Genomic DNA, 24100 nt, shown 5'->3' with positions numbered 1-24100 from the left:
TCCTTTACAGCTTCAGCAGGTTGGCGTCGTCCACCGAGGCGGATCGACGGGCCCGGAACATGGACATGATGATGGCCAGCCCCACCACGACCTCGGCCGCGGCCACCACCATGACGAACAGCGCGTAGACCTGCCCGTCGAGACTTCCGTGGATGCGCGAGAAGGTCACCAGGGACAGGTTGCAGGCGTTGAGCATCAGCTCGACACCCATGAAGACCACGATGGTGTTGCGGCGGGTGAGCACCACGATGGCGCCGATGGTGAACAGGATCGTGGCCAGATAGATGTATGCCGTCAGGCTCATCGCCGATCCCCCTCCCCGAGCTGGTCGGGGGCATGCTGCGCGCCGGGTGACGTCTCGCTCACCGGCTCCCCGTGCGGGTCGGACTCCGCCTCCACCGCGCCGAAGGCGGCATCGGTGGTGGCCGCGTAGTCCTGGTAGGAGGCGACCTGGTCGCGCGCGATGAGCACCCGAGGCACCGACTCCTGGGTCGGTGTGCCGTCGGGCAGCAGGGCGGGCGTGTCGGCGGCGTTGTGCCGGGCGTAGACACCCGGGTTGGGCTTACCGGCGAGCCACTGTCCGGAGCGGATCTTGGCTGCGGAGCGACTGCGTTGAGTAACGGGCGGGGTGAGCCGCTCGTGGTGGGCCAGCACCATGGCACCCATCACCGCGATGACCAGCAGGATGCCGAGGACCTCGAAGCCGAAGACCTGCCGCTCGAAGATCTCCCGGGCGAGCGCGGTGACACTGCCCTCCTCCTGGATGGCGGCCAGTCCGATCGTCTCGGGATAGTCGACCCCGACCAGCGAGACCACGATGACGGCCGCGAACACGAGACCGAAGAGATAGGCGAACAGCCGCTGCCCCGGCAGCGTCTCCACGTGGGAGTCCGAGGCGTCGACCCCGACCAGCATCACGACGAACAGGAACAGCATCATCACCGCGCCGGAGTAGACGAAGATCTGGATGACGCCGACGAACTCCGCCTGCTGGGCGATGTAGAACACGCCGAGGGTGATCATCACCAGGGCGGTGGCCATCGCCGCATGCACCGCCTTGCTGGCAAAGAGCAGCCCGAGCGCGCCCAGGACGGTGACGGGTGCGAGCACCCAGAACAGCACGGTCTCCGCTCCGGTCATCGATTCACCTCCTGGGGCGAGTCCTCGTCCTGCTCTGCCTGCGCCTGCTCACGCCGGGTGACGTGGTCCTGCTGGGCCTGCGTGTGGGTGGTCACGTCACCGCGGTAGTAGTTGCGCTCCTCCATCCCCTCGGCCATCGGGAACGGCGGCGGCAGCATACCGTCTCGCATGGGTGCCAGGAGCTGATGCTTCTCATAGATCAGCGGGGCGCGCTCGGCGTCGGCCATCTCGTAGTCGTTGGTCATCGTCAGCGCCCGGGTGGGGCAGGCCTCGATGCAGAGCCCGCAGAAGATGCAGCGCAGGTAGTTGATCTGGTAGACCCGGCCGTAGCGCTCGCCCGGTGAGAACCGGGCCTCCTCGGTGTTGTCCGCGCCCTCCACGTAGATCGCGTCGGCCGGGCACGCCCAGGCGCACAGCTCGCAGCCGATGCACTTCTCCAGACCGTCGGGGTGCCGGTTGAGCTGGTGCCGTCCGTGGTACCGGGACTGGGTGGGCCGGGGCTTCTCCGGGTACTCCTCGGTGAGCACCTTGGTGAACATCGTCCCGAACGTGACCCCGAAGCCGGCCACGGGGGCGAACAGGTCGGCGAAGAACCCACCCTTGGGTCGGTCGGCGTGCGGGCTGCTTCCGGGCCCCTCCAGGGCGGGTGAGTCACTGCCGGAGCGACGGTCCACACTCGTGGCGCCGCCGTCGCCCGACGGCTGGTCGTTGTCGCCGTGCTCGGCGGTGGTCTCGTCCTCAGCCACGGTTGTCCTCCGGGGTGTCGTCGGTGTGGTCGTCGCCAGCGTCGTCCGTGGGGCCGCCGACGCGAGTGGCGCCGACCGTGACCGGCTGGGCGGCACCGACCGCCGGACGCGGCTCGATCAACCGCTGCCCCGGCAGCGGGGGGGCCGGGTAGCCGTCGGCGAACGGGTCGACCTCCTCGGGCGGCTTGCGGTCCTCCTGCTCGGCAGCCTTGCCGGCTTGGGCCCGGCTGTCCCAGAGCAGCAGTGCACCGATGACCGAGCCACCGATCAGCAGCAGCGTGATGATCAGCGGCAGCCGGCCCTCACCGAAGTAGCCGATCTGGGCGGACCGGATCAGCGAGACCGCGATGACCCACACCAGCGCGGCCGGGATCATCACCTTCCAGCCGAACTTCATGAACTGGTCGTAGCGGACCCTGGGCAGCGAGCCACGCAGCCACACGTAGAAGAAGATGAACAGCCACATCTTGGCGGTGAACCACAGCAGTCCCCACCAGCCCTCGTTGAACATGCCGTCGTTGATCGCGGCGATGCCGGGAGGTGCCATCCAACCGCCGAGGAACAGGGTGGTCGCCAGTGCGGACACGGTGAACATGTTGATGTACTCACCGAGGAAGAACATGCCGAACTTCATCGAGGAGTACTCGGTGTGGAAGCCGCCGCCGAGCTCGCCCTCGCCCTCGGCGAGGTCGAAGGGCAGCCGGTTGGTCTCGCCGACCATCGTGATCAGGAAGACGACGAAGGAGAAGAACAGCGGCACGATGTACCACAGGCTGGACTGTGCCGCCACGATCTGAGAGGTCGACATGGAGCCCGCGTAGAGGAACACCGCGACCAGCGACAGGGCCATCGCGATCTCGTAGGAGATCACCATGGCCGTCGAGCGCAGCCCGCCCAGCAGCGGGTAGGTCGACCCGGAGGACCAGCCGGCCAACACGAAGCCGTAGGCGCCCACCCCGGCCACCGCCAGCACCAAGAGGGTTGCCACCGGGGTGTCGGTGAGCTGCAGCGGCGTGGTGTGCCCGAACACCTCGACCTCACCGCCGAGCGGGATGATCGCGAAGGAGACGAAGGCGAGGGAGCCAACGATAAACGGCGCCAGGATGAACATCAGCTTGTCGGCGTTCTTGGGGGTGACGTCCTCCTTCATCATCAGCTTGAGGCCGTCGGCCAGGGTCTGCAGCAGCCCGAACGGACCGAACCGGTTGGGGCCGGGGCGCTGCTGCATCCGGCCGATGACGCGGCGCTCGAACCAGATGACGACCAGCACCTGCAGCAGGAGGTAGGTGAACACCCAGGACGCCTTGATCAGCGACAACCACCACGGTGTGTCACTGAAGTCGGCGGCCGGGAAGTCCTCGGTGAGGATCGGTGCCGCGTATGCCGTGAGCTCCATGGCGTTCATCGCTGGCCTCCTGTGCTGGCGCGGGGTCCCGACCCGCCGACCGCGGTGGACCCGGCGGCGGGGGACGGCGGGTTCGGAGTGGGCGCGATCCGGACGGCTTGGCCCGCATCCACTCCCAGGGCGGGCCGCACCGCCGACCCGGTCGAGTTGGTCGGCAGCCAGACCACCCGGTCGGGCATCTCGGTGACGACGAGCGGCAGCGTGATGCTGCCAGCACCGTGTGTCACGCTCAGCTGCGCACCGTCCTGGACCCCGGCGAGCACGGCCGTGGCCGGGGAGACCCGGGCCACCGGGCGCGGTGCGGTGCCGGCCAGAAACGGCTCCCCATCCTGCAGCGAGCCGGCGTCGAGCAGGTGGTGCCAGGTGGCCAGCACCGCCTCACCGTCGGCGAGCGTGGGCAGGTCGACCGGGTCCACCGCGGTCATCGACGGCGCGCCGTCGAAGGAGACGAGGTCGGCGAGCTCGCGTCGCAGCGCCGTGGTGCTGCGAGCACCGAGCTGCACACCCAGCTCGGCGGCCACCAGGTCCAGCACGGCATGGTCGCTCATCGCGTTGGTGTGCATCGCCCGGTCGAAGGGTCGCAGTCGGCCCTCCCAGTTGGCGTAGGCCCCCGACTTCTCCTGTTGCGGCGCTACCGGCAGGATCACGTCGGCGTAGTCGTGCACGGCGGACTCGCGGATCTCCAGGGAGATCACGAACGCACGCCCCAGCGCGGCGCGGGCCAGCACCGGGTCGGGCAGGTCGTCGGGGTCCACACCGCCGACCAGCAGGGTCGAGATCTCCCCGGCCGCTGCGGCCCGGAGGATCTGCGTGGTGTCGCGACCGGTGGTGACCGGCAGCTCCGCGCCCCACCGCTGCGCGACCCGTCCGCGCGCGGTGTCGTCGAGCACGGGGTGACCGCCGGGCAGCAGGCCGGGAAGCGCGCCGGCCGCGAGGGCACCGGGCTCACCGGCGCGGCGCGGGATCCAGCCCACCTGGGCACCGGTGGCCTGCGCCAGGGACATGACGGCGGACAGTGCACCGGCCGAGGTGGCCAGCCGCTCCCCCACCAGGATGACCGAGGTGTCACTCAGCGCAGCGGCCGCTGCCTGCATGGGGTCGACCCCGCCCAGCGGCTCGGCCGGCCCCTCGAATGACTCGGCACTGGCCTGCGGCTGCTGCCGCTCGCGCAGGCGGGCGAGCACCTCGGCCTCGGCACCGGGCACGCTGGGCAGCAAGGTGCCGGAGAGCTTGGCCAGACCGTTCGTGGCGAACGGGGCGACGGCATACACCTGGGTCTGCTGTGAGCGCACACCCTTGCGTAGCCGCAGGAAGAGGATCGGGCTCTCCTCCTCCGGCTCCAGCCCGACCAGCAGCACACTGCTCGCGGACTCCACGTCGTGATAGCTCAGGTCGCGCCGTCCCACCACGTGCGACGCCAGGAAGTCCGCCTCCTCCACCGAGTGCGGGCGGGCCCGGAAGTCGATGTCGTTGGTGCCCAGGGCGACCCGGGCCAGCTTGGCGTAGGCGTAGGCGTCCTCGACCGTCGCCCGACCCCCGACGAGCACGCCGACACCCGCGCCGTCGCGTCCCTCGCGCAGCCCGTCCGCGGCCGCCGCCACGGCCTCGTGCCAGGACGTCACGGCATACTCCCCGTCGCTGCCCCGCACCACCGGGTCGCGCAGCCGGTCCGGAGCAGCGGCGTAGGTGAAGGCCCAGCGCCCCTTGTCGCAGTTCCACTCCTCGTTGACCTCGGGGTCGTTCATCGCCATCCGGCGCAGCACGACGCCGCGCCGGTGGTCGGTGCGGATGGCGCAGCCGGAGGCGCAGTGCTCGCACATGCTGCTGGTGGAGACCAGGTCGAAGGGGCGGGAGCGGAAGCGGTAGGCCGAGCCGGTCAGCGCGCCGACGGGGCAGATCTGGACGGTGTTGCCCGAGAAGTAGGACTCGAACGGCTGCTCCTCGTAGATGCCCACCTGCTGCAGGGCACCGCGCTCGATCAGGGCGATGAACGGGTCGCCGGCGATCTGGTCGGAGAATCGGGTGCACCGGGCGCACAGCACGCAACGCTCCCGGTCCAGCAGCACCTGGGAGGAGATGCTGATCGGCTTGGGGAAGGTGCGCTTGACGTCCTCGAACCGGCTGGTGGGCCGTCCGTTGGACATCGCCTGGTTCTGCAGCGGGCACTCCCCGCCCTTGTCGCAGACCGGGCAGTCCAAGGGGTGGTTGATGAGCAACAGCTCCATCACCCCGTGCTGCGCCTTCTCCGCCACGGCTGAGGACTCCTGGGTCTGCACCTGCATGCCCTTGGCCACGTTCATCGTGCAGGACGCCTGCGGCTTGGGCATCGGCTTGAGGTTGCCCTCGCGGTCCGGCATCGAGACGTCCACCAGACACTGCCGGCAGGCGCCCACCGGGTCCAGCAGCGGATGGTCGCAGAAGCGGGGGATCTGAATGCCGAGCTGCTCGGCCGCCCGGATGACCAGGGTGCCCTCGGGCACACTCACCTCGACGCCGTCGATGGTCAGGGTCACCTGCGGGACGTCGGGATCCTGGGGGACGGCGGCGTTGTCGCCGGAGTCGACGGCGTTGCCGCCCGCTGCGGGTGAGGTGTTGACGGTCATGCGGAGAGGGTCTCCTTCGCGAACAGGGTCGAACGCTGCGGCGGGAACGACTCGTGCACCGGCGTGTGCATCCCGGCCTCGAACTCCGCCCGGAAGTACTGCACCGCGGAGGTGATCGGACTGGTGGCACCGTCACCCAGCGCACAGAAGGAGCGTCCCAGGATGTTGTCGCAGATGTCCACCAGCTTGTCGATGTCGTCCCGGCTGCCGCGCCCGGCCTCCAGGCGCTCCAAGATCTGCTTGAGCCAGAAGGTGCCCTCGCGGCACGGGGTGCACTTGCCGCAGGACTCGTGGGCGTAGAAGTCGGTCCACCGGGAGACGGCTCGCACGACCGAGGTGGTCTCGTCGAAGATCTGCAGGGCCCGGGTGCCCAGCATCGAGCCGGCCTCGACCATCGACTCGAAGTCCAACGGCACGTCCTGGTGCTCGTCGGTGAGGATCGGGGTGGACGAGCCGCCGGGGGTCCAGAACTTCAGCTGGTGCCCTTCGCGGATGCCGCCGGCCATGTCCAACAGCTCGCGCAGAGTGATGCCCAGCGGCGCTTCGTACTGCCCGGGCCGGGTCACATGGCCGGACAGGCTGAACAACCCGAAGCCGGTGGACTTCTCCGTGCCTATACCGCTGAACCAGTCGGAGCCGTGCAGCACGATGGGCGGCACGGAGGCGATGGTCTCGACGTTGTTGACCACGGTCGGTCGGGCGTAGAGCCCCGCGACCGCGGGGAACGGCGGCTTGAGCCGGGGCTGGCCGCGCCGACCCTCCAGGGAGTCCAGCAGCGCCGTCTCCTCCCCGCAGATGTAGGCCCCGGCGCCGGAGTGCACCGTGATCTCCAGGTCGAAGCCGGAGCCGAGGATGTCGGTGCCGAGATAACCGGCGTCCCGGGCCTCTTGGACGGCCTTGAGCAGCCGGCGGTAGACGTGCAGCTCCTCGCCGCGCAGATAGATGAAGGCATGGTGGCAGTCGATGGCGTAGGAGGTGATGATCATGCCCTCGATCAGGAACTGCGGAGTCGCCAGCATCAGGGGGGTGTCCTTGCAGGTCCCCGGCTCGGACTCGTCGGCGTTGACCACCAGGTAGCGGGGTCCGCCGTCGGGCGGCGGAAGGAAGCCCCACTTCATGCCGGCCGGGAAGCCTGCGCCGCCGCGGCCGCGCAGGCTGCTGTCCTTGGCCATCTGCACCAGGTCCGAGGCCGGCCCCTGCAGGGCCTGGCGTAGCGCCCGGTAGCCGTCGTGCTGCTCGTAGGTCGCGAGGGTCCAGGACTGCGGGTGGTCCCAGAACGCGGACATGATCGGGGTCAGCTGCGTGCTCATCTGCGCTTCTCCTCACCGTCGTCGGAGGCCGGGGCCTGCGTGCCGCCGGGCAGCTTGTCGGGGTCGTTGGTGTCGGTGTCGACCGAGTCGTACTGGCCGGGCTTGGGCTCGGTGCTGCCGTCGGCGGCCGCGGTGTCGAACTCCGTCGGCCGCTCGGTGCCAGGGGCAGCCCGGTCGGTGTAGGGGTAGCGGGTGCCGACCGGGGCCACCCAGCCGCGCTCCTTGGCGATCTGCAGTCCGACCAGAGACGGACCTCCGGCGCCCACCCCCTCGTCGGCACGACCGTCGGTGAAGCCGGCCAGCACCCGGGACATCTGCTTGAACGTGCACACGCTCGACGCCCCACGCGTCGGCACCACCTCGTGGCAGGCCACGAGCTTGTCGACCAGGTCCTTGGTCGACTCCGGGGTCTGGTCGTCGAAGAACTCCCAGTTGACCATGACGACGGGGGCGTAGTCGCAGGCCGCGTTGCACTCGACCCGCTCCAGGGTGACCGCCCCGTCCGGCGTCATCTCGTCGTGCCCGATGCCGAGGTGCTCGCTGACCTCGTCGAAGATCTGGTCCCCGCCCATGATGGCGCACAGCGTGTTGGTGCAGACCCCTACCGTGTACTGACCGTTGGGGTGCCGCTTGTACTGCGTGTAGAACGTCGCGACACCGCTGACCTCGGCCGTGGTCAGGTCGAGCTGGTCGGCGCAGAAGCTGACCCCCCGGCCGGTGATGTGGCCGTCCACCGACTGCACCAGGTGCAGCAGCGGCAGCAGGGCCGACCGGGGCTGCGGGTAGCGGGCGATCACCAGCGCCGCATCGGCCTTGAGCTGGTCCAGCACCTGGTCGGGGTAGGGCTCGTCGGAGGGCTGCAGCGGGGTGTGGTGGTGCAGCGGCCCGGTGTTGTGCGTCTCCTGCTCCAGCTGGGTGCGCGTGTCGCTGCTCACGGGGGTGTCACCGCTCATTATCGATCCACGCCTCCCATCACGGGGTCGATCGAGGCCACGGCCACGATGACGTCGGCCACCAGCCCGCCCTCGCTGAGCACGGAGGCGGCCTGCAGGTTGTTGAAGGACGGGTCGCGGAAGTGCGCCCGGTAGGGCCGGGTGCCACCGTCGGAGACGGCGTGCACGCCGAGAACCCCCTTGGGTGACTCCACCTCTGCATACGCCTGCCCCGGCGGCACCCGGAACCCCTCGGTCACCAGCTTGAAGTGGTGGATCAGCGACTCCATCGACTCGCCCATGATCGTGCGGATGTGGTCCAACGAGTTGCCCTGGCCGTCGGCGCCCACACTGAGCTGCGCCGGCCAGGCGATCTTCTTGTCCGCCACCATCACCGGCTGGCGCTCGCTGGCCCGCAGCCGCTCAATGCACTGCTCGGCGATCTTGATCGACTCCCACATCTCCTCGATCCGAATGCAGGCTCTGCCGTAGGCGTCCATCGAGTCCCTGGTGACGACGTTGAAGTCGTAGGTCTCGTAGCCGCAGTAGGGATCGGCCTTGCGCAGGTCGTGCGGCAGACCGGCCGAGCGCAGGATGGGCCCGGTGATCCCCAGCGCCATGCAACCCGCCAGGTTGAGATAGCCCACGTCGACGGTGCGGCCCTTGAACACGGGGTTCTCCAGCAGCAGCTTCTCGACCTGGGCCAACCCACCCTTGAGGTCGGCCAGCTCCATCTCCAGCAGCTCCAGGCCACCCGGCGGGAGGTCCTGCGCAACTCCGCCCGGACGCACATAGGCGTGGTTCATCCGCAGCCCGGTCACCGCCTCGAAGAAGCGCAGCGTGCGCTCGCGCTCGCGGAAGCACACGGTCATCACCGTCGTGGCCCCCAGCTCCATCCCCCCGGTGCCGAGCGCGATCATGTGCGACCCGATCCGGTTGAGCTCCATCATCAGCACCCGGATCTCGGTGGCGCGCTGCGGGATGTCGTCGGTGATGCCCAGCAGCTTCTCGACCGCCAGGCAGTAGGCGGTCTCATTGAAGATCGGGGTCAGGTAGTCCATCCGTGTGCAGAACGTGGTGCCCTGGGTCCAGGTGCGGTACTCCATGTTCTTCTCGATGCCGGTGTGCAGGTAGCCGATGCCGGCCCGGGCCTCCCGCACCGTCTCCCCGTCGAGCTCGAGGATCAGCCGCAGCACACCGTGCGTGGACGGGTGCTGCGGACCCATGTTGACCACGATCCGCTCCTCGCCGACGTTGGCGATGTCCTCGGCGACCTGGTCCCAGTCACCCCCGGACGCGGTGAAGGTGGCGCCGGAGTCAGTGTCGTCGCCGTAGAGGTCCTGGGTCTCGGTCTGCGCCTGGGTAGCCATCAGTGGTAGTTCCTCCGCTGGTCTGGGGCCGGGATGGTAGCGCCCTTGTATTCCACCGGGATGCCGCCGAGGGGATAGTCCTTGCGCTGCGGGTGGCCCGGCCAGTCGTCCGGCATCAGGATGCGGGTCAAGCCGGGGTGGCCCTCGAAGACGACCCCGAACATGTCGAAGGTCTCGCGCTCGTGCCAGTCGACCGCGGGATACACCTGGACGATCGAGGGGATGCGCGGGTCGTCGTCCGGGCAGGAGACCTCGACCCGGACCCGGCGCATGCCGTGGGTGATGGACTGGAAGTGATAGACCGCGTGCAGCTCGGCGCCGTTCTCCTGCGGGAAGTGCACCCCGGACACGCCGGTGCACATCTCGAACCTCAGTGCGGCGTCGTCGCGCAGCGCGGTGGCTACGGCAGGCAGGTGCTCCCGGTGCACGTGCAGGGTCAGCTCGCCCCGGTCGACGACCACCCGGAGAACCGACTCGCCGTATGCCGTGCCCAGCACCCGCTCGAGGTGGTCGCTCACCTCGTCGAAGTAGCCGCCATAGGGCCGCTGTGCCGCGGGGGGGAACAGCACAGGCCGCCGCAGGCCGCCGTAGCCGGTGGTGTCGCTGCCCAGGGAGGAGCCGAACATGCCCTCCCGGTGCGCCACGACACGGGGGGCGCGGTCCTCCTCGACCATGGCGGGGATCTCGGCCCCTTCGCGCTGGGTCTGCTCCGAGCCCTCGGGCTCCTCGCGCCCGGCGACGCCGTCGCCGTTCGCCGAGTCCTCACTCACGCGAGCAGACCCTTCATCTGGTGCGTCGGCGTCTCCCTCAGCGCCGCGGCCTCGACCGCCCGCTGGGCCTTGACCCGGTCCACGCCGAACTTGCTGTTCTGGATCTGCGAGTGCAGCTCCAGGATGGCGTTCATCAGCATCTGCGGTCGCGGCGGACACCCCGGCAGATAGACGTCGACCGGCACGATGTGGTCCACGCCCTGCACGATCGCGTAGTTGTTGAACATGCCGCCCGAGCTCGCGCAGACGCCCATCGAGAGCACCCACTTCGGGTTGGGCATCTGGTCGTAGACCTGGCGCACGACCGGGGCCATCTTCTGGCTCACCCGGCCTGCCACGATCATCAGGTCGGCCTGTCGCGGGGTGGCGGCGAAGCGCTCCATGCCGAAGCGGGCGATGTCGTAGTCGGGGGTGCCGACGGCCATCATCTCGATGGCGCAGCACGCCAGACCGAACGTGGCCGGCCAGACGGACTTGGACTGCATCTGCCCGACCAGTCCCTCGACGCTGGTCAAGATGATGCCGGACGGCAGCTTCTCCTCAAGACCCATAGCTCTCCTGGCTCCCTTCCCGGCGCCCGGAGCGCGCGGCATACGGCAATGGCGGTGGCGCGCTCAGTCCCACTCGAGACCGCCTCGACTCCACTCGTAGATGAACGGCACCGAGACGACGAAGAGGAACAGCAGCATCGCGAGCACCGAGAACAACCCGACCTGGTCGAACGCGACCGCGAACGGGTAAAGGAAGAGCACCTCCACGTCGAAGACGATGAAGAGCATGGCGGTCAGATAGAACTTCACCGGGATCCGGCCGCCGTCGACGGCTTGGGGCGTGGGCTGGATGCCGCACTCGTAGGCTTCGGACTTGGCCCGGTTGTAGGTCTTGCGTCCCAGCACGGTGCCGCCCAGCATGGACCCCCCGGCGAAACTCACCCCGAGCACGAAGAAGATCAACAGCGGCAGGTACGGGCTGTCCATGGTGGCCCATCCTCCAATCTGTGCCGGTGGATCGCTAGGGTGCCGTGGCGTCAAGCGGCCCGACGTTGGCCCAATCCTAGGGGTGGTCGGGTCGGTCGTGGGTGACAGGGGCAGCCACGACACGTCGCTCGGCTTGTGAAGCCTTTCACTATCTCCGCAGAGTCTACGGCACCCCCGCTCGGGACCACGGGCGGTATGCCGTGGCACCAGCCCCACCTCCCCACCGGGGAGTGTGCCGGGTCAGGTCCGCACGCCGTGGTGCAGGGCGACGATGCCACCGCTCAGGTTGCGCCAGCCGACGTCGCTCCATCCGGCCTCTCTGATCCTCGTGGCGAGGCGACCCTGGTCGGGCCACGCCTGGATCGACTCGGCGAGGTAGACGTAGGACTCGGGGTTGGAGCTGACCCGACGGGCCACCCGGGGCAACGCCTGCATGAGGTACTCGCTGTAGACCGTGCGGAACGGCCGCCATACCGGCTGGCTGAACTCGCAGACCACCAGTCGCCCTCCGGGCGTGACCACCCGCCGGAGCTCGCTCAGCGCTGCCTCGACGTCGGCCACGTTGCGCAGGCCGAACGACATCGTCACGACGTCGAAGACCCCGTCGGCGAACGGCAGGTGCAGCGCGTCGGCCGCCGTGAAGGCCATGTCGGGTCGGCGGCGGAGACCCTCTTTCAACATGCCGATCGAGAAGTCGGCAGGCACCACGTCGATCTCGGCGTCGGCGAAGGGCTCGCTGCTGGTCCCGGTCCCGGCGGCGATGTCGAGCACCCGCTCCCCCGGCCGGGCTGCGACGGCGCGGACGACGGCACGCCGCCACCACCGGGCCTGCCCCATGGAGAGCACGTCGTTGGTCAGGTCGTAACGGGAGGCGACGTCGTCGAACATCCGCGCGACGTCCTGTGGTCGCTTGTCCAGGCTGGCCCGCTGCATGCTGCCATCCTCCCACTGCAGCGTCCCGCCGAGCCGCCCTCCCACTGGAGCGCGCCGCCGAGCCGCGCCATACAGTGGTGGGTTGTGACCGTGATCGCCCCGCCTCGGCTGCAGGCGAGCACCGTCGAGGTCGCCGACCGCGTGGGGGCCGAGGTCTCGTTGCTCGATCTGGTGCCCGCGGACGTCGACCCGGTCACGGTGTGCGCCTGGCTACGGGAGGGAGACGGCCTGGTCGCCTGGGGTCGGGTCGCCGCACAGCTGACCCATGGCGTCGGCCGCTTCGAGAGCGCGGAGCGATGGTGGAGCGAGGTGGCCGACCGGGCAGAGGTGGTCGACGAGGTGAGCGCCCCCGGCACGGGACTGCTGGCCTTCGGGTCCTTCGCCTTCTCGGCTGCCTCCACCGAGGCCAGTCGGCTGGTGGTGCCCGAGGTGGTCATGGGCCGACGGGACGGACGTACCTGGATGACGACGATCGTCGAGGTCGGCGCGCCGGCACCGGATCCCGGGCCGCCGCGGGCTCAGTCCGTACCGGGTGCGTGGCCGATCACCGAGATCGCCGGCTCGGTCTCGTCCGCCGACTGGCCCCGGGTGATCGCGAGCGCGGTCGAGCGGATCGAGTCCGGCGACCTGGACAAGGTGGTCCTGGCGCGCGACGTGGTGGCCGAGTCGACCGGCCCGATCGACGTCCACCGGGTGCTGCGGCGTCTGGCGGCGCGGTATGCCGCCACCTGGACGTTCGCGGTCGACGGTCTGGTCGGGGCGACACCGGAGATGCTGGTGCGGCTGGTGGAGGGAACGGTCCGCTCGCGGGTCCTTGCGGGCACGGTCCGCCGGGACCGCGGCCCGACGCCGCTGGTGACCGAGACCCACCCCGACCTGGACACCTCGCACCGCGGCGATCCGCGACTGCGGCTGATCTCCAGCGACAAGGACCTCGAGGAGCACGCGTATGCCGTGCGCTCGGTCGCCGAGGCCCTGGCCCGGCACTGTCGCGAGCTGGAGGTGCCTGCCGAGCCGTTCGTGCTGGAGCTGCCCGACGTCTATCACCTGGCCAGCGATCTCACGGGTGTCGCGGTGGACGGCGCCACCGCGCTGCGCCTGGCCGCGGCCCTGCACCCCTCGGCCGCGGTGTGCGGCACCCCGGCCCAGGCCGCCGCCGACGTGATCGCCGAGCTCGAGGGGATGGATCGCGGGCGCTACGCCGGACCTGTCGGGTGGGTCGACGCGACCGGCGAGGGTGACTGGGGCATCGCGCTGCGCTGCGGCAAGCTGTGCGAGGACGGACGCCAAATGCGACTGTTCGCCGGGGGAGGCATCGTCGCCGCCTCCGACCCGGACGCCGAGCTGGCCGAGACCGAGGTCAAGCTGGCCGCGATGCGCTACGCCCTCGACTGCTAGGGCGCTGCCGTGCCGACCACCGATTCGCCGCCCCCCGGGCCCGGTCCGGCACCGCTGAGGCTGCGCGCGCCCACGGCGGAGGACGAGGCTGCGCTGCGGACCGCCCATGCCGAGCTGGCCGGCGAGGGCTTCGGCTTGCTCTTCGAGCCCCACCGGCCGTGGCGCGAGCAGCTGGCCGGCTTCGAGCGCCAGGCGCGCGGGACCGACCTGCCGGCCGACCGGGTCCCGGCCGACTTCCTGGTCGCCGAACTCGCCCTGCCCACGGGGCCGGTGATCGTGGGCCGGGTCTCCATCCGGCACCGGCTCACCCCTTTGCTGCTGGAGATCGGCGGTCACGTCGGGTATGCCGTGCGACCCGCCTTCCGTCGCCGTGGTCACGGCACGGCAATGCTGGCCCGCAGCGTGCAGCATCTGGCCACGCTGGGTGTGCACGAGGTCCTGGTGACCTGCGACGACGACAACATCGCGTCGGCACGGGTGATCGAGGGGTGCGGCGGGGTGCTGGAGGACGTCCGCCACGTCGCCGACGGCGTGCCCGACAAGCTGCGCTACTGGATCGCGTCGCGCTGATCGCCCACCTGGCCGGCCTGCTCATCGGCCGGGTCCCCCGCCCCAGAGGCTCGTACGGGCGCCGAACTCACCCGCAGGTTGCCGGCCAGCACGATCATGAGGGCCAGGGCGAGGATGACCACGAACAGCGCCCGGTCCAGCCCTACCAGCTCGGCCAGCAGCCCGATCGTGGGCGCTCCGAACAGGAACGCGCCGTAGGCGATGATGCTGACCGTGGCGATCGAGCGGTTGCCACGGCCCGGGATCTCTCCGGCGGCCGAGACGGCTGCCGGGAAGATGGTGGAGACCCCGAGCCCCCAGATCAGAGCGCCGAGGAGCGCGAGTCCCAGCAGCCCCTGCTGACTGGCCAGCAGGATGCCGATGATCGCCAGCACCCCGCCGGCCCTGGCCACCCGGTCGCGGCCGAACCGGTCGATCGCCGGCCCACCACTGAGTCGGCCGATCAGCATCGTGGTGTTGAACGCCATCAGGGTCAGCGCCCCGAAGGCGGCCGGCGCTGCCTGCACGTCGACCAGGAGCAGCGCCAGCCAGTCGTTGGCGGCTCCCTCCGCAAGGGTGCCGCCCAGGCAGACCACCCCGATCAGGATCTCCAGCCGGGTCACCCCGCGGCGAGCCACCGGCTCCTGGTCCTCGCCCGCTTGGACCTCGTCGTCCTCGGGGACGAAGGCGCGCACGGCATACAGCCCCACCGCGATGCCGAGCACCCCGAGCACCGGCAGCTGCAGCAGACTCACGCCCAGCCAGGCGGCCAGGGCAGCCAGCCCGGCCCCCACCACGGTGCCGGCAGAGAAAGCACCGTGAAAGTAGGGCATCAGCGAGCGTCCGCGACGTCGCTCGACGTGACTGCCCTGGATGTTCATCGCCACGTCCCAGACACCGATCGGCGCGCCGGCACAGAGCAGCACCGCGCCCATGACCCACACGTTGGGCACGAACGCCAACCCGGCCCACCCGGCGGTGCCGAGCACGACGCACACGGTGACCACGCGCCGACTACCGAAGCGGTCCACCAGTCGTGCGGTGAAGGGCATCGCGGTCAGGGAGCCCAGACCGGACCCGACCAGGGCCAGCCCGAGCTCGCCCGTGCTTGCCCCCACCGCGTCACGGACCGCCGGCATCCGCGCGAGGGCCTGCGCCATCGCGAAGCCGTTGACCGCGAAAACCAGCAGAACGGCGAGCACGGACCCCTGGCGGGAGTCGGTGTTCTCAGGGGGTGGGGACACGATCGACCAGGGTACGAGAGGCTCCCACACCTGCGCCAAACCCAGTGGCGTCGAGGCGGTCCGGTGAGCCAGGCTGAGGTCATGGACGATCACACCGAACCGCCGACCACGCCCGCAGCGGCGCCCCGACTGGTCGAGCTCTCGAGTGCCGATGCCGGGCGGATCAAGACCTTCGAGGAGACGGTCTGGTTCGAGCACACCCCCGGGATGAGCGTCGAGCAGTGGGTCGAAGGCTTCGACTACACCGCCGGCAAGGGTGTCGAGGTCGATGCGTCACCACCCCCCGGTGCCCCCGCCGGGGAGTCGCGACCCCTGGTCGGTCTCTACGGTGCCTTTGACATGCAGCTCACCGTGCCGGGCCCCGGTGCCGGGCTCTCCCGGGTCCCGCTGTCCGGGTTGAGCTGGGTGGGCGTGCATCCGGACCACCGCCGCCGCGGGATCCTGCGCTCGATGATGACCGACCACCTGCACGGCCTGCACGACACCGGCCGCGCGGCGGTCGCGGGCCTGTGGGCCGCCGAGGTCGGCATCTACGGCCGCTACGGGTATGCCGCCTCCGCCCTCGAGGTGACGCTGGAGCTGGGCCGGGGCGCCGAGCTGACGATCCCGCCCGCCATCCGTGAGGGCGCGGCCGAGGTGAGCACCCACCTCGTCCCGGCGGCGAGCGACGAGGCCGCCGCGGTGCGGCATACCGTCCACCAGAGCGCGACCTCGGCCACTCTCGGCAGCGTCACCCGCACCGAGGAGCTGGGACGCGTCTACTACCGGGACGTGCCCAAGGCCCGCGGCACCAAGGAGCCGCGCCAGATGTTGCTGGCTCAGGACGCTGCCGGACCGGCCGGGTATGCCGTCCTGCGCCGGACCTCCGACTGGGACGACCGCAGCAACCCGCAGGGCAAGCTCGACGTGGTCGAGGTGGCTGCCGCCGACCCGGTCGTGCTGGCGGCGCTGGCCCTGCGCCTGCTGGACATGGACCTCATCGGCAAGGTGAAGATCCGCGGCCGGAGCACCGAGGATCCGTTGGTGTGGTGGGCGGGTGGCCCGCGCACCGCCGCGTGCACGGTCACCGACGGCCTGTGGCTGCGCCTGGTCGACCTGCCCCGCGCCCTTGCCGAGCGCGGCTATGCGAGCGAGGTGGACCTGGTGCTGGAGGTCACCGACGACTTCTGTCCGTGGAACGCCGGGCGATGGCGGTTCGCCGTCGACGCTGCCGGCATCGGGTCGTGCGAGCCGAGCGACGCCGAGGCCGACCTGGTGCTGCCGGTGCAGGTGCTGGCCGCGGCATATGCCGGTGGGCGCTCGGTCGCGGCACAGGCGGCTGCCGGAGCGGTGACCGAGGTCCGCCCCGGGACCGCCGTCACGCTGTCCCGGGCGATGCGCGGCGACGTCGAGCCGTTCGGCGCGATCGGCTTCTGAACCCCCGCCAGGCGCAATCGGCTTCTGCGCCCCTCAGGGGTCTCCGGCCGCTGTGCGCCGGAGCCGGTCTCGCAGCTCCCGGTGCCGGCCGCGCTCGACCGGCACCTCCAGCACCCGGATGCCCGGCTCGTCCTGCGCCAGGGCGTCGAACAGGGCCGGCAGGCTACCCACCTGCTGGTGCGGCACACCGTGGCCTGCGCAGATCTGCGCGAGACCGGCTCGGGTGGGGGTGCCGAAGACGCGCTCAAAGTCATCGGCTCGCTCGGGCGCACCGTGCTCGAGTGTGGCGAAGATACCGCCGCCATCGTCGTTGACGACCACGATGGTCAGGTCCGGCCGTGGCTCGTCCGGGCCGATCAACAGGCCGTTGCTGTCGTGCAGGAAGGTCAGGTCCCCCAGCAACGCGACCGTGCGGCTCCCGGCAGGGGCGGCGAGCGCGGCGCCGATCGCGGTCGAGACCATCCCGTCGATGCCGGCCAGACCTCGGTTGCCGACAACGGTGCGTCGCCCGCGGGATGCGCCGTCGCCGGCCAGGTCCAGGTCCCGCGGCGGGTTGGAGGAGCCGAGCACCAGCGTGTCCCCCTCCGCAATGCTCCTCTCCACGGCGACCGCGACGCCCTGTCCGGTGGGCGCCGAGTCGCTCCCGAGGGCCTGAGCTACAGCCAGCCGATCCGCGAGACGAGCACCCGCGACCCGCCAGGCCGCGACGACATCGTAGCCGGCCGCCTCAGTGGGGTCGTCACCGGCGTCGCTACTGTTCTCCTGGGTGCTGTCGTCAACGTCGCCGACGGCACCCGTCGTGGTGAGCCAGTCGTCCAGTCGGTGCACCCGGCTCACCACGTGACCCGGATCGGTCCATCGAGCCACCGCGCTGACGTGCTCCACCTCGATCTCAGGGTGCCCGAGCAGCGCCGAGACCTCCCGGCTGAGCGTGAGCCGCCCGACGGTCACCACGCGTCGTGGCAGGTGCCGGGCCAGGAGCTCCCGGTCGCTCAGCAGCAGCGGCCCGTGCGGCAGGACGCCGCGGCGGTCGCTGGTCCCGAACGGCTCGGCGATGACCGGCCACCCCCGGTGAGCGGCGACGTCGAGCACCTTCTGGGCATCGGCCGGGTCGGGCAGATCACCCAGCACCAGCAGACTCAGTGTCGTCTCGCGCGCACTCCGCACTGCCCCCGCACCCGGGGCACCCGCGCGCACCACCTCACCCTCGTGCGCTGCCCCCGCACCCGGGGCAGCGCGGAGTCGCCGGTGCAGACCCGCCAGCTCGACCCATGGCCGAGCACCGGGGCGGCCCTGCAGCTGCGGAACGTCGTCGACACTTGCCCCCCTGCCCCCAGCGGGTGTCGAGGAGGTGGAGCCCGGACCGCCCTGGCCGCGAAGATCCGGCGCAAGGGGGTCGCGGAAGGCCACGTTGAGGTGCACCGGACCGGGGTCCCCCTGCCAGCCGCTCGCGGCGGCCCAGCCCCGGCATACCGCCGAGCGCCAGGCCGCTCCCTGCGCCAGAAGCTCGGCGGCCCGCCCCGACGCGCCGCCCGCCCGGTCCGGAGCCAGCAGGTCGTGCTCCCAGCGCACGGCACCGGCGAAGAGCCCCGGTTGCACAGTGGTCTGGTTGGCACCGGTGCCACGCAGCTCACCCGGCCGGTCAGCCGTGAGCACCACGAGGGGGACGTAGCCGTGGTGGGCCTCCAGGACCGCGGGGTGCAGGTTGGCCACTGCCGTCCCGGAGGTGGTCAGGACCACCGCGGGTCGCCGGGATACCTTGGCCAGCCCCAGCGCCAGGAAGCCCGCACTTCGCTCGTCCACGCGCACATGCAGCCGGAGCCGCCCCTCCCGCTCGGCCTGCTGCACGGCATACGCCAGCGGCGCCGACCGTGAGCCGGGACACAGCACGACCTCACGCACCCCGCAGCGCACCCACTCATCGATCAGCACCGTGGCCAGCGCGGTCGAGGGGTTCACCCGGCCGATCCTGCCACCCGGCGCAGCGGTGAGCGCGACCCGCACCGAGCGGACCCCCGGACGAGGTCAGCCGGTCTGCCCGTCGATCGACTCGCGGATCAGGTCCGCGTGGCCCAGGTGCCGGGCGTACTCCTCGATCAGGTGCAGCAGCACCCACCGCAGGTTCATCGGGCTTCCGGCCCGCATCGTCGTGGCGGCCGGCTGGTCGGCCCTCCGTCCGGCCAGGACGGCCTCTGCCCGTGCGACAGCAACCTCGTATAGCTCCCAGACCTCTTCCTGCTCCCAGGTCGCCGCCTGGTGCCACTCCCAGTCCTGCTCCCAGGGCGCGCTCGCCCACGGCTCGGGGGGCGGCTCGCCGGCCACCCGCTGCCGGTGCAGGTATGCCGTCAGCTGGGTCATCTCGTCGGCCTGCCCGGCCACCAACACCGGGTCCGTCCGCGCTGCGTCCATGGCTCGACCCTGCCACCGGGGACCTTTGGGCACCACCGGTTAGTGGCTGCCCGAGAAATCCGCTGCCCCCGATACCGCTGCCCGCCATACCCACTGCCCGCGACATCCGCTGCCTGCCATATCCGCTGCCGCCGTGCTGCTCTGCCCGTCCGGCTCGGCGCAGTTCCCCGTCGCGGCTGATCCGGATGACCCTGCCCATGGCGGGTCGTCGACAGCATGGCCTCTCGGCGCCGACTACCGTAGGACGGTGCCGACATCCGCCCGCTCGCTGGCCGAGGACCTGCGCGGACGCAGCGACGACGACCTCGCGACCCTGCTGCACAGCCGTCCGGACCTGGCGCGGCCGGCTCCGGTCGACGTCACCGCGCTGGCTGCCCGGGCCACGACCCGCGCCAGCATCCAGCGGGCCCTGGACGGTCTGGACCTCGCGCACGTCCATGCCCTGGAGGCCGTCGTCGTCGCCGGACCCGCGCGGGCCTCGCAGATCGCCCGCCTGCTTGGTCAGCCGGCGCGGTCGCGGGCGGCGGCAGACCTGGTGGCCGACCTGCGCACCGAGGCGCTCGTGTGGGAGGGCAGCGAAGGCCTGCAGGTACCCCGCGCCGTGGCCGACGTGATCGGCGATCCCGCTGGTCTCGGACCACCGTCGCCGGGCCTGGCTTCCGCAGATGTGCTGGAGCGGCGACTGTCGCGGGTGGACCACAGCGGCAGGGCCATCCTCGACGCCCTCACCTGGGGTCCGGCCACCGGGGTGCTCTCGGAGGCGACCAGCGCGGGTGACACCGCAGTGGGCGCGGCTGCGCGCGACCTCATCGAGCAGGGTCTGCTGCACCGGCTGGACGAGTCGCATGTGCTCCTGCCGCGGCAGGTGGCCCTGGCCCTGCGCGACGGCGTGCTGCACCGCGAGCCGGCGATCCGGCCGCCGGCCGCCGCGGGGCCGACCATCGATCCCGGGGTGGTGGACGCCACGGCCGGTGGGCGGGCGGCTGAGCTGCTGGTGCTCGGTGCCGAGATCATCGACCTCTGGGGCGCCGATCCACCCAGGGTGTTGCGCAGCGGCGGTGTCGCCGTGCGCGACCTGACCCGACTGTCCTCGCGTCTGGAGATCGGAGCGGCGGAGACGGGGTGGCTGGTGGAGGTCCTGCACGCGGCCCGCCTGCTGGCACGGGACGACACCGAGGACGCGACCTGGATGCCGACCGGTGAGGCGGACGACTGGCTGGACCGGCCACCCCATACCCGGTGGGCGCAGCTCGCGCAGGCGTGGCTGACCACCACCTCCGCCTCCTCCCTCATCGGGGTGTCGGACTCCGGCCGGGTCAACGCGCTCAGCGTGCAGACCTCCTGGCCGGCCGGTCGTCAGCGGCGACGGGACGTGCTGGCTGCCCTGGCCACGCTGCCGAACGGCGCCGCGCCCGGCGAGGACGAGCTGCGTGATCTGGTCCGGTGGCACCACCCGCTCCGGATGGCGCGCGCATCTGCCACCGGGGCAGGCACCGGTGTCGACGTGGTGCTCCGCGAGGCGGAGTGGGCGGGGGTGTTGGGTCGCGGCGCCCTGAGTGGGCCGGGGCGCCAGCTCCTGTCCACCGGCACGGACCCCGCGGCAGAGCTGATGTCGCCGCACATCCCCCCGGCGGTCGACCACGTGCTGCTCCAGGCCGACCTGACTGCTGTGGCACCCGGCCGGTTGGACGGACCGACGCGGGCGGTGATGCGCCTGGTCGGGGACGTCGAGTCCCGAGGCGGGGCGACGGTGCACCGGATCACCGAGCAGACGATCCGCCGGGCCCTGGACACCGGGTGGTCCGCCGACCGGCTGCTGTCCGAGATCGCCGGCATCAGCCGCACGCCGATCCCCCAGCCGCTGGCCTACCTGGTCCGTGACGTGGCCCGCCGGCACGGGGTGGTCCGAGTGGGCTCCTGCACGGCCTACCTGCGCTGCGACGACGCCGCCCTGCTGGACCGCGTCGAGGCCGACCGCGCCCTGTCGCTGCTGCAGCTGCGCCGCATCGCGCCGACGGTGCTGATCAGCCCCGTGCCGGCAAGCACAGCGCTGGACCTGCTCCGCGAGCAGCAGTACGGTCCGGTCGCCGAAGGCGCCGACGGGGGCATCTCGATCGCCCCCGGGAGACTGCACCGGGCGACGCGGCGACCCGACCCGACCGTCGCGATCAGCAGCATCGATGAGCAGGTGGCCCGCGAGCTCGTCGCCTCGATGCGCCACGGGGAGCTCGCCCGCGTCGCGCACGACGAGCACGAGATCCCCCGAAGCACGGACCCAGTGGTGACGCTGTCGGTCCTGCGGGAGGCGGCAACCGACGGCGTCCCCGTCTGGATCGGCTATGCCGACGCCGTGGGCGGAGTGCAGCGGCACCTGTTCCGACCCCAGCTCGTGGAGGGGGGCCGCGTCGTGGGCACCATCGGCACCAGTGACGCCCCTCGGACGCTGCTGCTGCACCGGATCTCCGGCGTCCGGCCCGCGGACTGAATCTCTGACGTCAGGCCCGCGGACTGATCGGTGCGGACCCCTCGGACGCGTCGGTCTAGAAGATGCGCACGCGGTCCTGCGGCGCAAGCCACAGCCCGTCGCCCTCGCCGGTGCCGAACGCCTCGTGGAAGGCATCGACGTTGCGCACCGTGTTGCCGCGCAGATCGGGCGGGCTGTGCGGGTCCACCGACAGCAGCCGTCGCGCCTCCTCCACCCGCGCCTTGCCTCGCCATACCTGACTCCAGCCCAGGAAGAACTGCTGGTCTGCCGTCCAGGGCTCATCCACACCGTCGGCCTGAGGGTCGTCGTGCGCTGCCCGCACCGCCCCCGACCTCGAGGCCTCCTGCTCGTCCGGATCCTCGCGGGCGATGCGGTAGGCAGACAGAGCCATCTCCAGTCCGCACAAGTCGCCGATGTTCTCCCCGACGGTCAGGCCGCCGTTGACGCGCTGGCCGGGCACCTCGCGGGGGCCCAGCGCGTCGAACTGCTCGACCAGCGCCTGCGACCGGGCATCGAAGGCCGCCCGGTCCTGCTCGGTCCACCAGTCGCTCAGCGAGCCGTCCTCGGCATACCGCGAACCCTGGTCGTCGAACCCGTGCCCGATCTCGTGGGCGATGACCGCGCCGATACCGCCGTAGTTGACCGCTTCGCCGGCGTCCACGGAGAAGAACGGCGGCTGCAGAATGGCGGCCGGGAAGACGATCTCGTTGAGCATCGGGTGGTAGTAGGCGTTGACGGTCTGCGGGGTCATCAGCCACTCGTCCCGGTCGATCGGCTGGCCCACCTTGGCCAGCTCGCGATCGGTCTCCATGGCATAGCCGCGACGCATGTTGCCGACCAGGTCCGTCGCGTCGACCTGCATTGCCGTGTAGTCGCGCCATTTGACCGGGTGCCCGATCTTGGGGTGGAAGGTCGCGAGCTTGCCCAGTGCCCGGCCCTGGGTCTGCTCTCCCATCCACTCCAGCTCGCCGATCCGCCGCCGGAACGCCTCGACGATGTTGGCCACCAGGGCCTCCATCCGCTGCTTGGCCTCGGGTGGGTAGTGAGCAGCGACGTAGAGCTGACCCACGGCCTCGCCGAGCAGCATCTCGACCAGGCCGACGCCGCGCTTCCACCGGGCCCGCAGCTCGGGTGTGCCGCTGAGGGTTCGCCCGTGGAAGTCGAAGTGTGCCTCGACGAAGTCGTCACTGAGGTAGGGGGCGCAGGAGTCCAACAGGCGCACCGTGAGATAGGCACGCCACTGCGGCACGGTGAGCTCTGTCAAGGCCGTCGCGATGGCGCCGAGGACGTCAGGCTGGCGCGCCACGACGTGCTCCAGTGCCCGCCCGGGCACCCCGAGGCCCTCGGCCCAGGCGTCCCAGTCCCAACCGGGAGTCTGCGCGCGCAGCTCCTGCCCGGAGAGCCGGTTGTAGGACTTCACCGCGTCCCGAGTGGCCACCCGGTCCCAGTGCGCCTCGGCGATCCGCGCCTCGATGGCCAAGACCTGCTGACCGACCTCCTCGCCCAGCTGCAGCCCGGCCGCCTCGAGCGCCGGGGCTGCCAGCTCCAGGAGCCGGTCCAGGTAGCGGCGGTACTGGTGGCGCACCTCGGCATGCTCCTCCGCTCGGTAGTACGCCTCGTCGGGCAGACCGATGCCGCCTTGGTGCAGATACAGGATGTAGTCCTGCGGGCTGCCCGCGTCGGCGGTCACCCACAGATGAGCCAGCCCGTCGACCCCGTGTCGCTGCAGCCGCGCTGAGGTGCGCGCCACACCGGAGGTGTCCGTCACCGCCGCGATCGCCCGCAGGTCCTGGTCCAGGGGGGAGGCGCCCAGCTCGTTGATCCGCTCCGTGTCCATGAAGCTCGCATACAGCGCGCCCACCTTGGCTGCTTCGGTGGGAGCCGGCTCATCGGCGCCGGACGGCTGCGCGCTCCCCGAACCCTCCGCCGCGGGCGGCTGGTCGGCGGCGCCCTCAATGAGCTCGCGCGCAGCCTCCTCGGCCTCCTCGCGCAGCATGTCGAAGGCGCCGTAGCGACCGCGATCCCCCGGGATCTTGGCGGTGGAGAGCCACCGCCCGTTGACGTAGCCGAACAAGTCGTCCTGCGGGCGGACGGAGGTGTCCATGTGGGTGCGGTCAATGCCAGAACTCATGGCAACCACCGTATGCCGTCACCATCCTGACCCCGCATGCTGTTGCCGCCGTCATGCTCCGCCCGGTAGGGCAGCCGCGGCCTTCCGTCGGTGACGGGCAGCCGCTGCCCGCCTGCGCGACGTCTGCGGACGCGCCTGTGCGCCCGGCCACTTTGGGGGGTCGGGCGGGGGCGGGGTGGTCATAGGTGCCAGGTGACGCCGGTGGCATCGACGGTCGCTCTCAGGTCTTTGGTGTGCACGATGGTGTGGTGTCGCCCGCAGAGCAGGGCGAGGTTGAGGATG

Annotated in this window: 20 protein-coding genes; 4 read left to right on the top strand and 16 right to left on the bottom strand. The window is 71.1% G+C overall.

Annotated elements, in window-relative coordinates:
- Positions 1-4: 4 nt before the first annotated feature.
- The 12 genes from nuoK to ACR2FV_RS12770 all read right to left on the bottom strand — a co-directional run bounded on the left by nuoK (position 5) and on the right by ACR2FV_RS12770 (position 12186).
- On the bottom strand, positions 5-304 hold the full coding sequence (nuoK, locus tag ACR2FV_RS12825) for an NADH-quinone oxidoreductase subunit NuoK (RefSeq protein ID WP_434016083.1): 300 nt from the start codon (positions 302-304) through the stop codon (positions 5-7).
- Positions 301-1140, bottom strand: coding sequence for an NADH-quinone oxidoreductase subunit J (locus ACR2FV_RS12820; protein ID WP_434016082.1), 840 nt, complete (start codon positions 1138-1140; stop codon positions 301-303). The genes nuoK and ACR2FV_RS12820 overlap by 4 nt, the downstream gene beginning before the upstream one ends.
- Positions 1137-1781, bottom strand: coding sequence for an NADH-quinone oxidoreductase subunit NuoI (gene nuoI / locus ACR2FV_RS12815; protein WP_434016090.1), 645 nt, complete (start codon positions 1779-1781; stop codon positions 1137-1139). Before nuoI ends, ACR2FV_RS12820 begins: the two co-directional genes overlap by 4 nt.
- A gap of 97 nt (positions 1782-1878) precedes the next feature.
- Entirely contained in the window at positions 1879-3291 is a 1413-nt protein-coding gene (gene nuoH / locus ACR2FV_RS12810; protein WP_434016081.1) for an NADH-quinone oxidoreductase subunit NuoH, read from the bottom strand.
- A complete protein-coding gene (locus ACR2FV_RS12805; RefSeq protein ID WP_434016080.1) occupies positions 3288-5894 on the bottom strand; it encodes an NADH-quinone oxidoreductase subunit G in 2607 nt (868 codons plus the stop codon). The genes nuoH and ACR2FV_RS12805 overlap by 4 nt, the downstream gene beginning before the upstream one ends.
- Positions 5891-7204: an NADH-quinone oxidoreductase subunit NuoF gene (nuoF, locus tag ACR2FV_RS12800; protein ID WP_434016079.1), complete on the bottom strand. Its 1314-nt coding sequence runs from the start codon at positions 7202-7204 to the stop codon at positions 5891-5893. Before nuoF ends, ACR2FV_RS12805 begins: the two co-directional genes overlap by 4 nt.
- Positions 7201-8139, bottom strand: a complete 939-nt coding sequence (nuoE, locus tag ACR2FV_RS12795; protein WP_434016078.1) for an NADH-quinone oxidoreductase subunit NuoE — start codon at positions 8137-8139, stop codon at positions 7201-7203. Before nuoE ends, nuoF begins: the two co-directional genes overlap by 4 nt.
- A 17-nt stretch (positions 8140-8156) precedes the next feature.
- A complete protein-coding gene (locus tag ACR2FV_RS12790; RefSeq protein WP_434016077.1) occupies positions 8157-9506 on the bottom strand; it encodes an NADH-quinone oxidoreductase subunit D in 1350 nt (449 codons plus the stop codon).
- Positions 9506-10180 carry an NADH-quinone oxidoreductase subunit C gene (locus ACR2FV_RS12785; RefSeq protein WP_434016089.1) on the bottom strand — a complete coding sequence of 225 codons (675 nt, stop codon included), beginning with the start codon at positions 10178-10180 and terminating at the stop codon, positions 9506-9508. Before ACR2FV_RS12785 ends, ACR2FV_RS12790 begins: the two co-directional genes overlap by 1 nt.
- A gap of 92 nt (positions 10181-10272) precedes the next feature.
- Positions 10273-10827, bottom strand: coding sequence for a NuoB/complex I 20 kDa subunit family protein (locus ACR2FV_RS12780; protein ID WP_434016076.1), 555 nt, complete (start codon positions 10825-10827; stop codon positions 10273-10275).
- Between the two features lie 63 nt (positions 10828-10890).
- Complete coding sequence (locus tag ACR2FV_RS12775; protein WP_434016075.1) at positions 10891-11253, bottom strand: NADH-quinone oxidoreductase subunit A; 363 nt, start codon at positions 11251-11253, stop codon at positions 10891-10893.
- Positions 11254-11493: 240 nt separating this feature from the next.
- Complete coding sequence (locus ACR2FV_RS12770) at positions 11494-12186, bottom strand: demethylmenaquinone methyltransferase (RefSeq protein WP_434016074.1); 693 nt, start codon at positions 12184-12186, stop codon at positions 11494-11496.
- An 84-nt stretch (positions 12187-12270) separates the two neighbouring features.
- Here ACR2FV_RS12770 and ACR2FV_RS12765 point away from each other — a divergent pair, with 84 nt between their 5' ends.
- A complete protein-coding gene (locus tag ACR2FV_RS12765) occupies positions 12271-13584 on the top strand; it encodes an isochorismate synthase (protein ID WP_434016073.1) in 1314 nt (437 codons plus the stop codon).
- A gap of 9 nt (positions 13585-13593) precedes the next feature.
- Positions 13594-14154 carry a GNAT family N-acetyltransferase gene (locus tag ACR2FV_RS12760; RefSeq protein WP_434016072.1) on the top strand — a complete coding sequence of 187 codons (561 nt, stop codon included), beginning with the start codon at positions 13594-13596 and terminating at the stop codon, positions 14152-14154.
- On the opposite strand, the gene ACR2FV_RS12755 is transcribed toward ACR2FV_RS12760, so the two are convergent.
- A complete protein-coding gene (locus ACR2FV_RS12755; RefSeq protein WP_434016071.1) occupies positions 14133-15377 on the bottom strand; it encodes an MFS transporter in 1245 nt (414 codons plus the stop codon). The genes ACR2FV_RS12760 and ACR2FV_RS12755 overlap by 22 nt on opposite strands.
- A gap of 81 nt (positions 15378-15458) precedes the next feature.
- On the opposite strand from ACR2FV_RS12755, the gene ACR2FV_RS12750 reads away from it, so the two are divergent.
- Entirely contained in the window at positions 15459-16793 is a 1335-nt protein-coding gene (locus tag ACR2FV_RS12750) for a GNAT family N-acetyltransferase (RefSeq protein WP_434016070.1), read from the top strand.
- Between the two features lie 33 nt (positions 16794-16826).
- On the opposite strand, the gene menD is transcribed toward ACR2FV_RS12750, so the two are convergent.
- A complete protein-coding gene (menD, locus tag ACR2FV_RS12745; RefSeq protein ID WP_434016069.1) occupies positions 16827-18752 on the bottom strand; it encodes a 2-succinyl-5-enolpyruvyl-6-hydroxy-3-cyclohexene-1-carboxylic-acid synthase in 1926 nt (641 codons plus the stop codon).
- 66 nt (positions 18753-18818) lie between these two features.
- Positions 18819-19202 (bottom strand): DUF664 domain-containing protein, encoded by a 384-nt coding sequence (locus ACR2FV_RS12740; RefSeq protein WP_434016068.1) that lies wholly within the window; start codon positions 19200-19202, stop codon positions 18819-18821.
- Between the two features lie 247 nt (positions 19203-19449).
- Between ACR2FV_RS12740 and ACR2FV_RS12735 the strand changes: the two genes are divergently transcribed.
- Positions 19450-21687: a helicase-associated domain-containing protein gene (locus ACR2FV_RS12735; RefSeq protein ID WP_434016067.1), complete on the top strand. Its 2238-nt coding sequence runs from the start codon at positions 19450-19452 to the stop codon at positions 21685-21687.
- A gap of 55 nt (positions 21688-21742) precedes the next feature.
- On the opposite strand, the gene ACR2FV_RS12730 is transcribed toward ACR2FV_RS12735, so the two are convergent.
- Complete coding sequence (locus tag ACR2FV_RS12730; protein ID WP_434016066.1) at positions 21743-23818, bottom strand: M13 family metallopeptidase; 2076 nt, start codon at positions 23816-23818, stop codon at positions 21743-21745.
- Positions 23819-24100 lie beyond the last annotated feature (282 nt).

It is taken from the genome of Ornithinimicrobium sp. (genome assembly GCF_051004135.1).
In the GTDB taxonomy this organism is placed as follows: Bacteria; Actinomycetota; Actinomycetes; order Actinomycetales; family Dermatophilaceae; genus Ornithinicoccus.
Note: the sequence above shows the minus strand (reverse complement) of the source record. Positions and strands in the feature narration are given on the sequence as shown.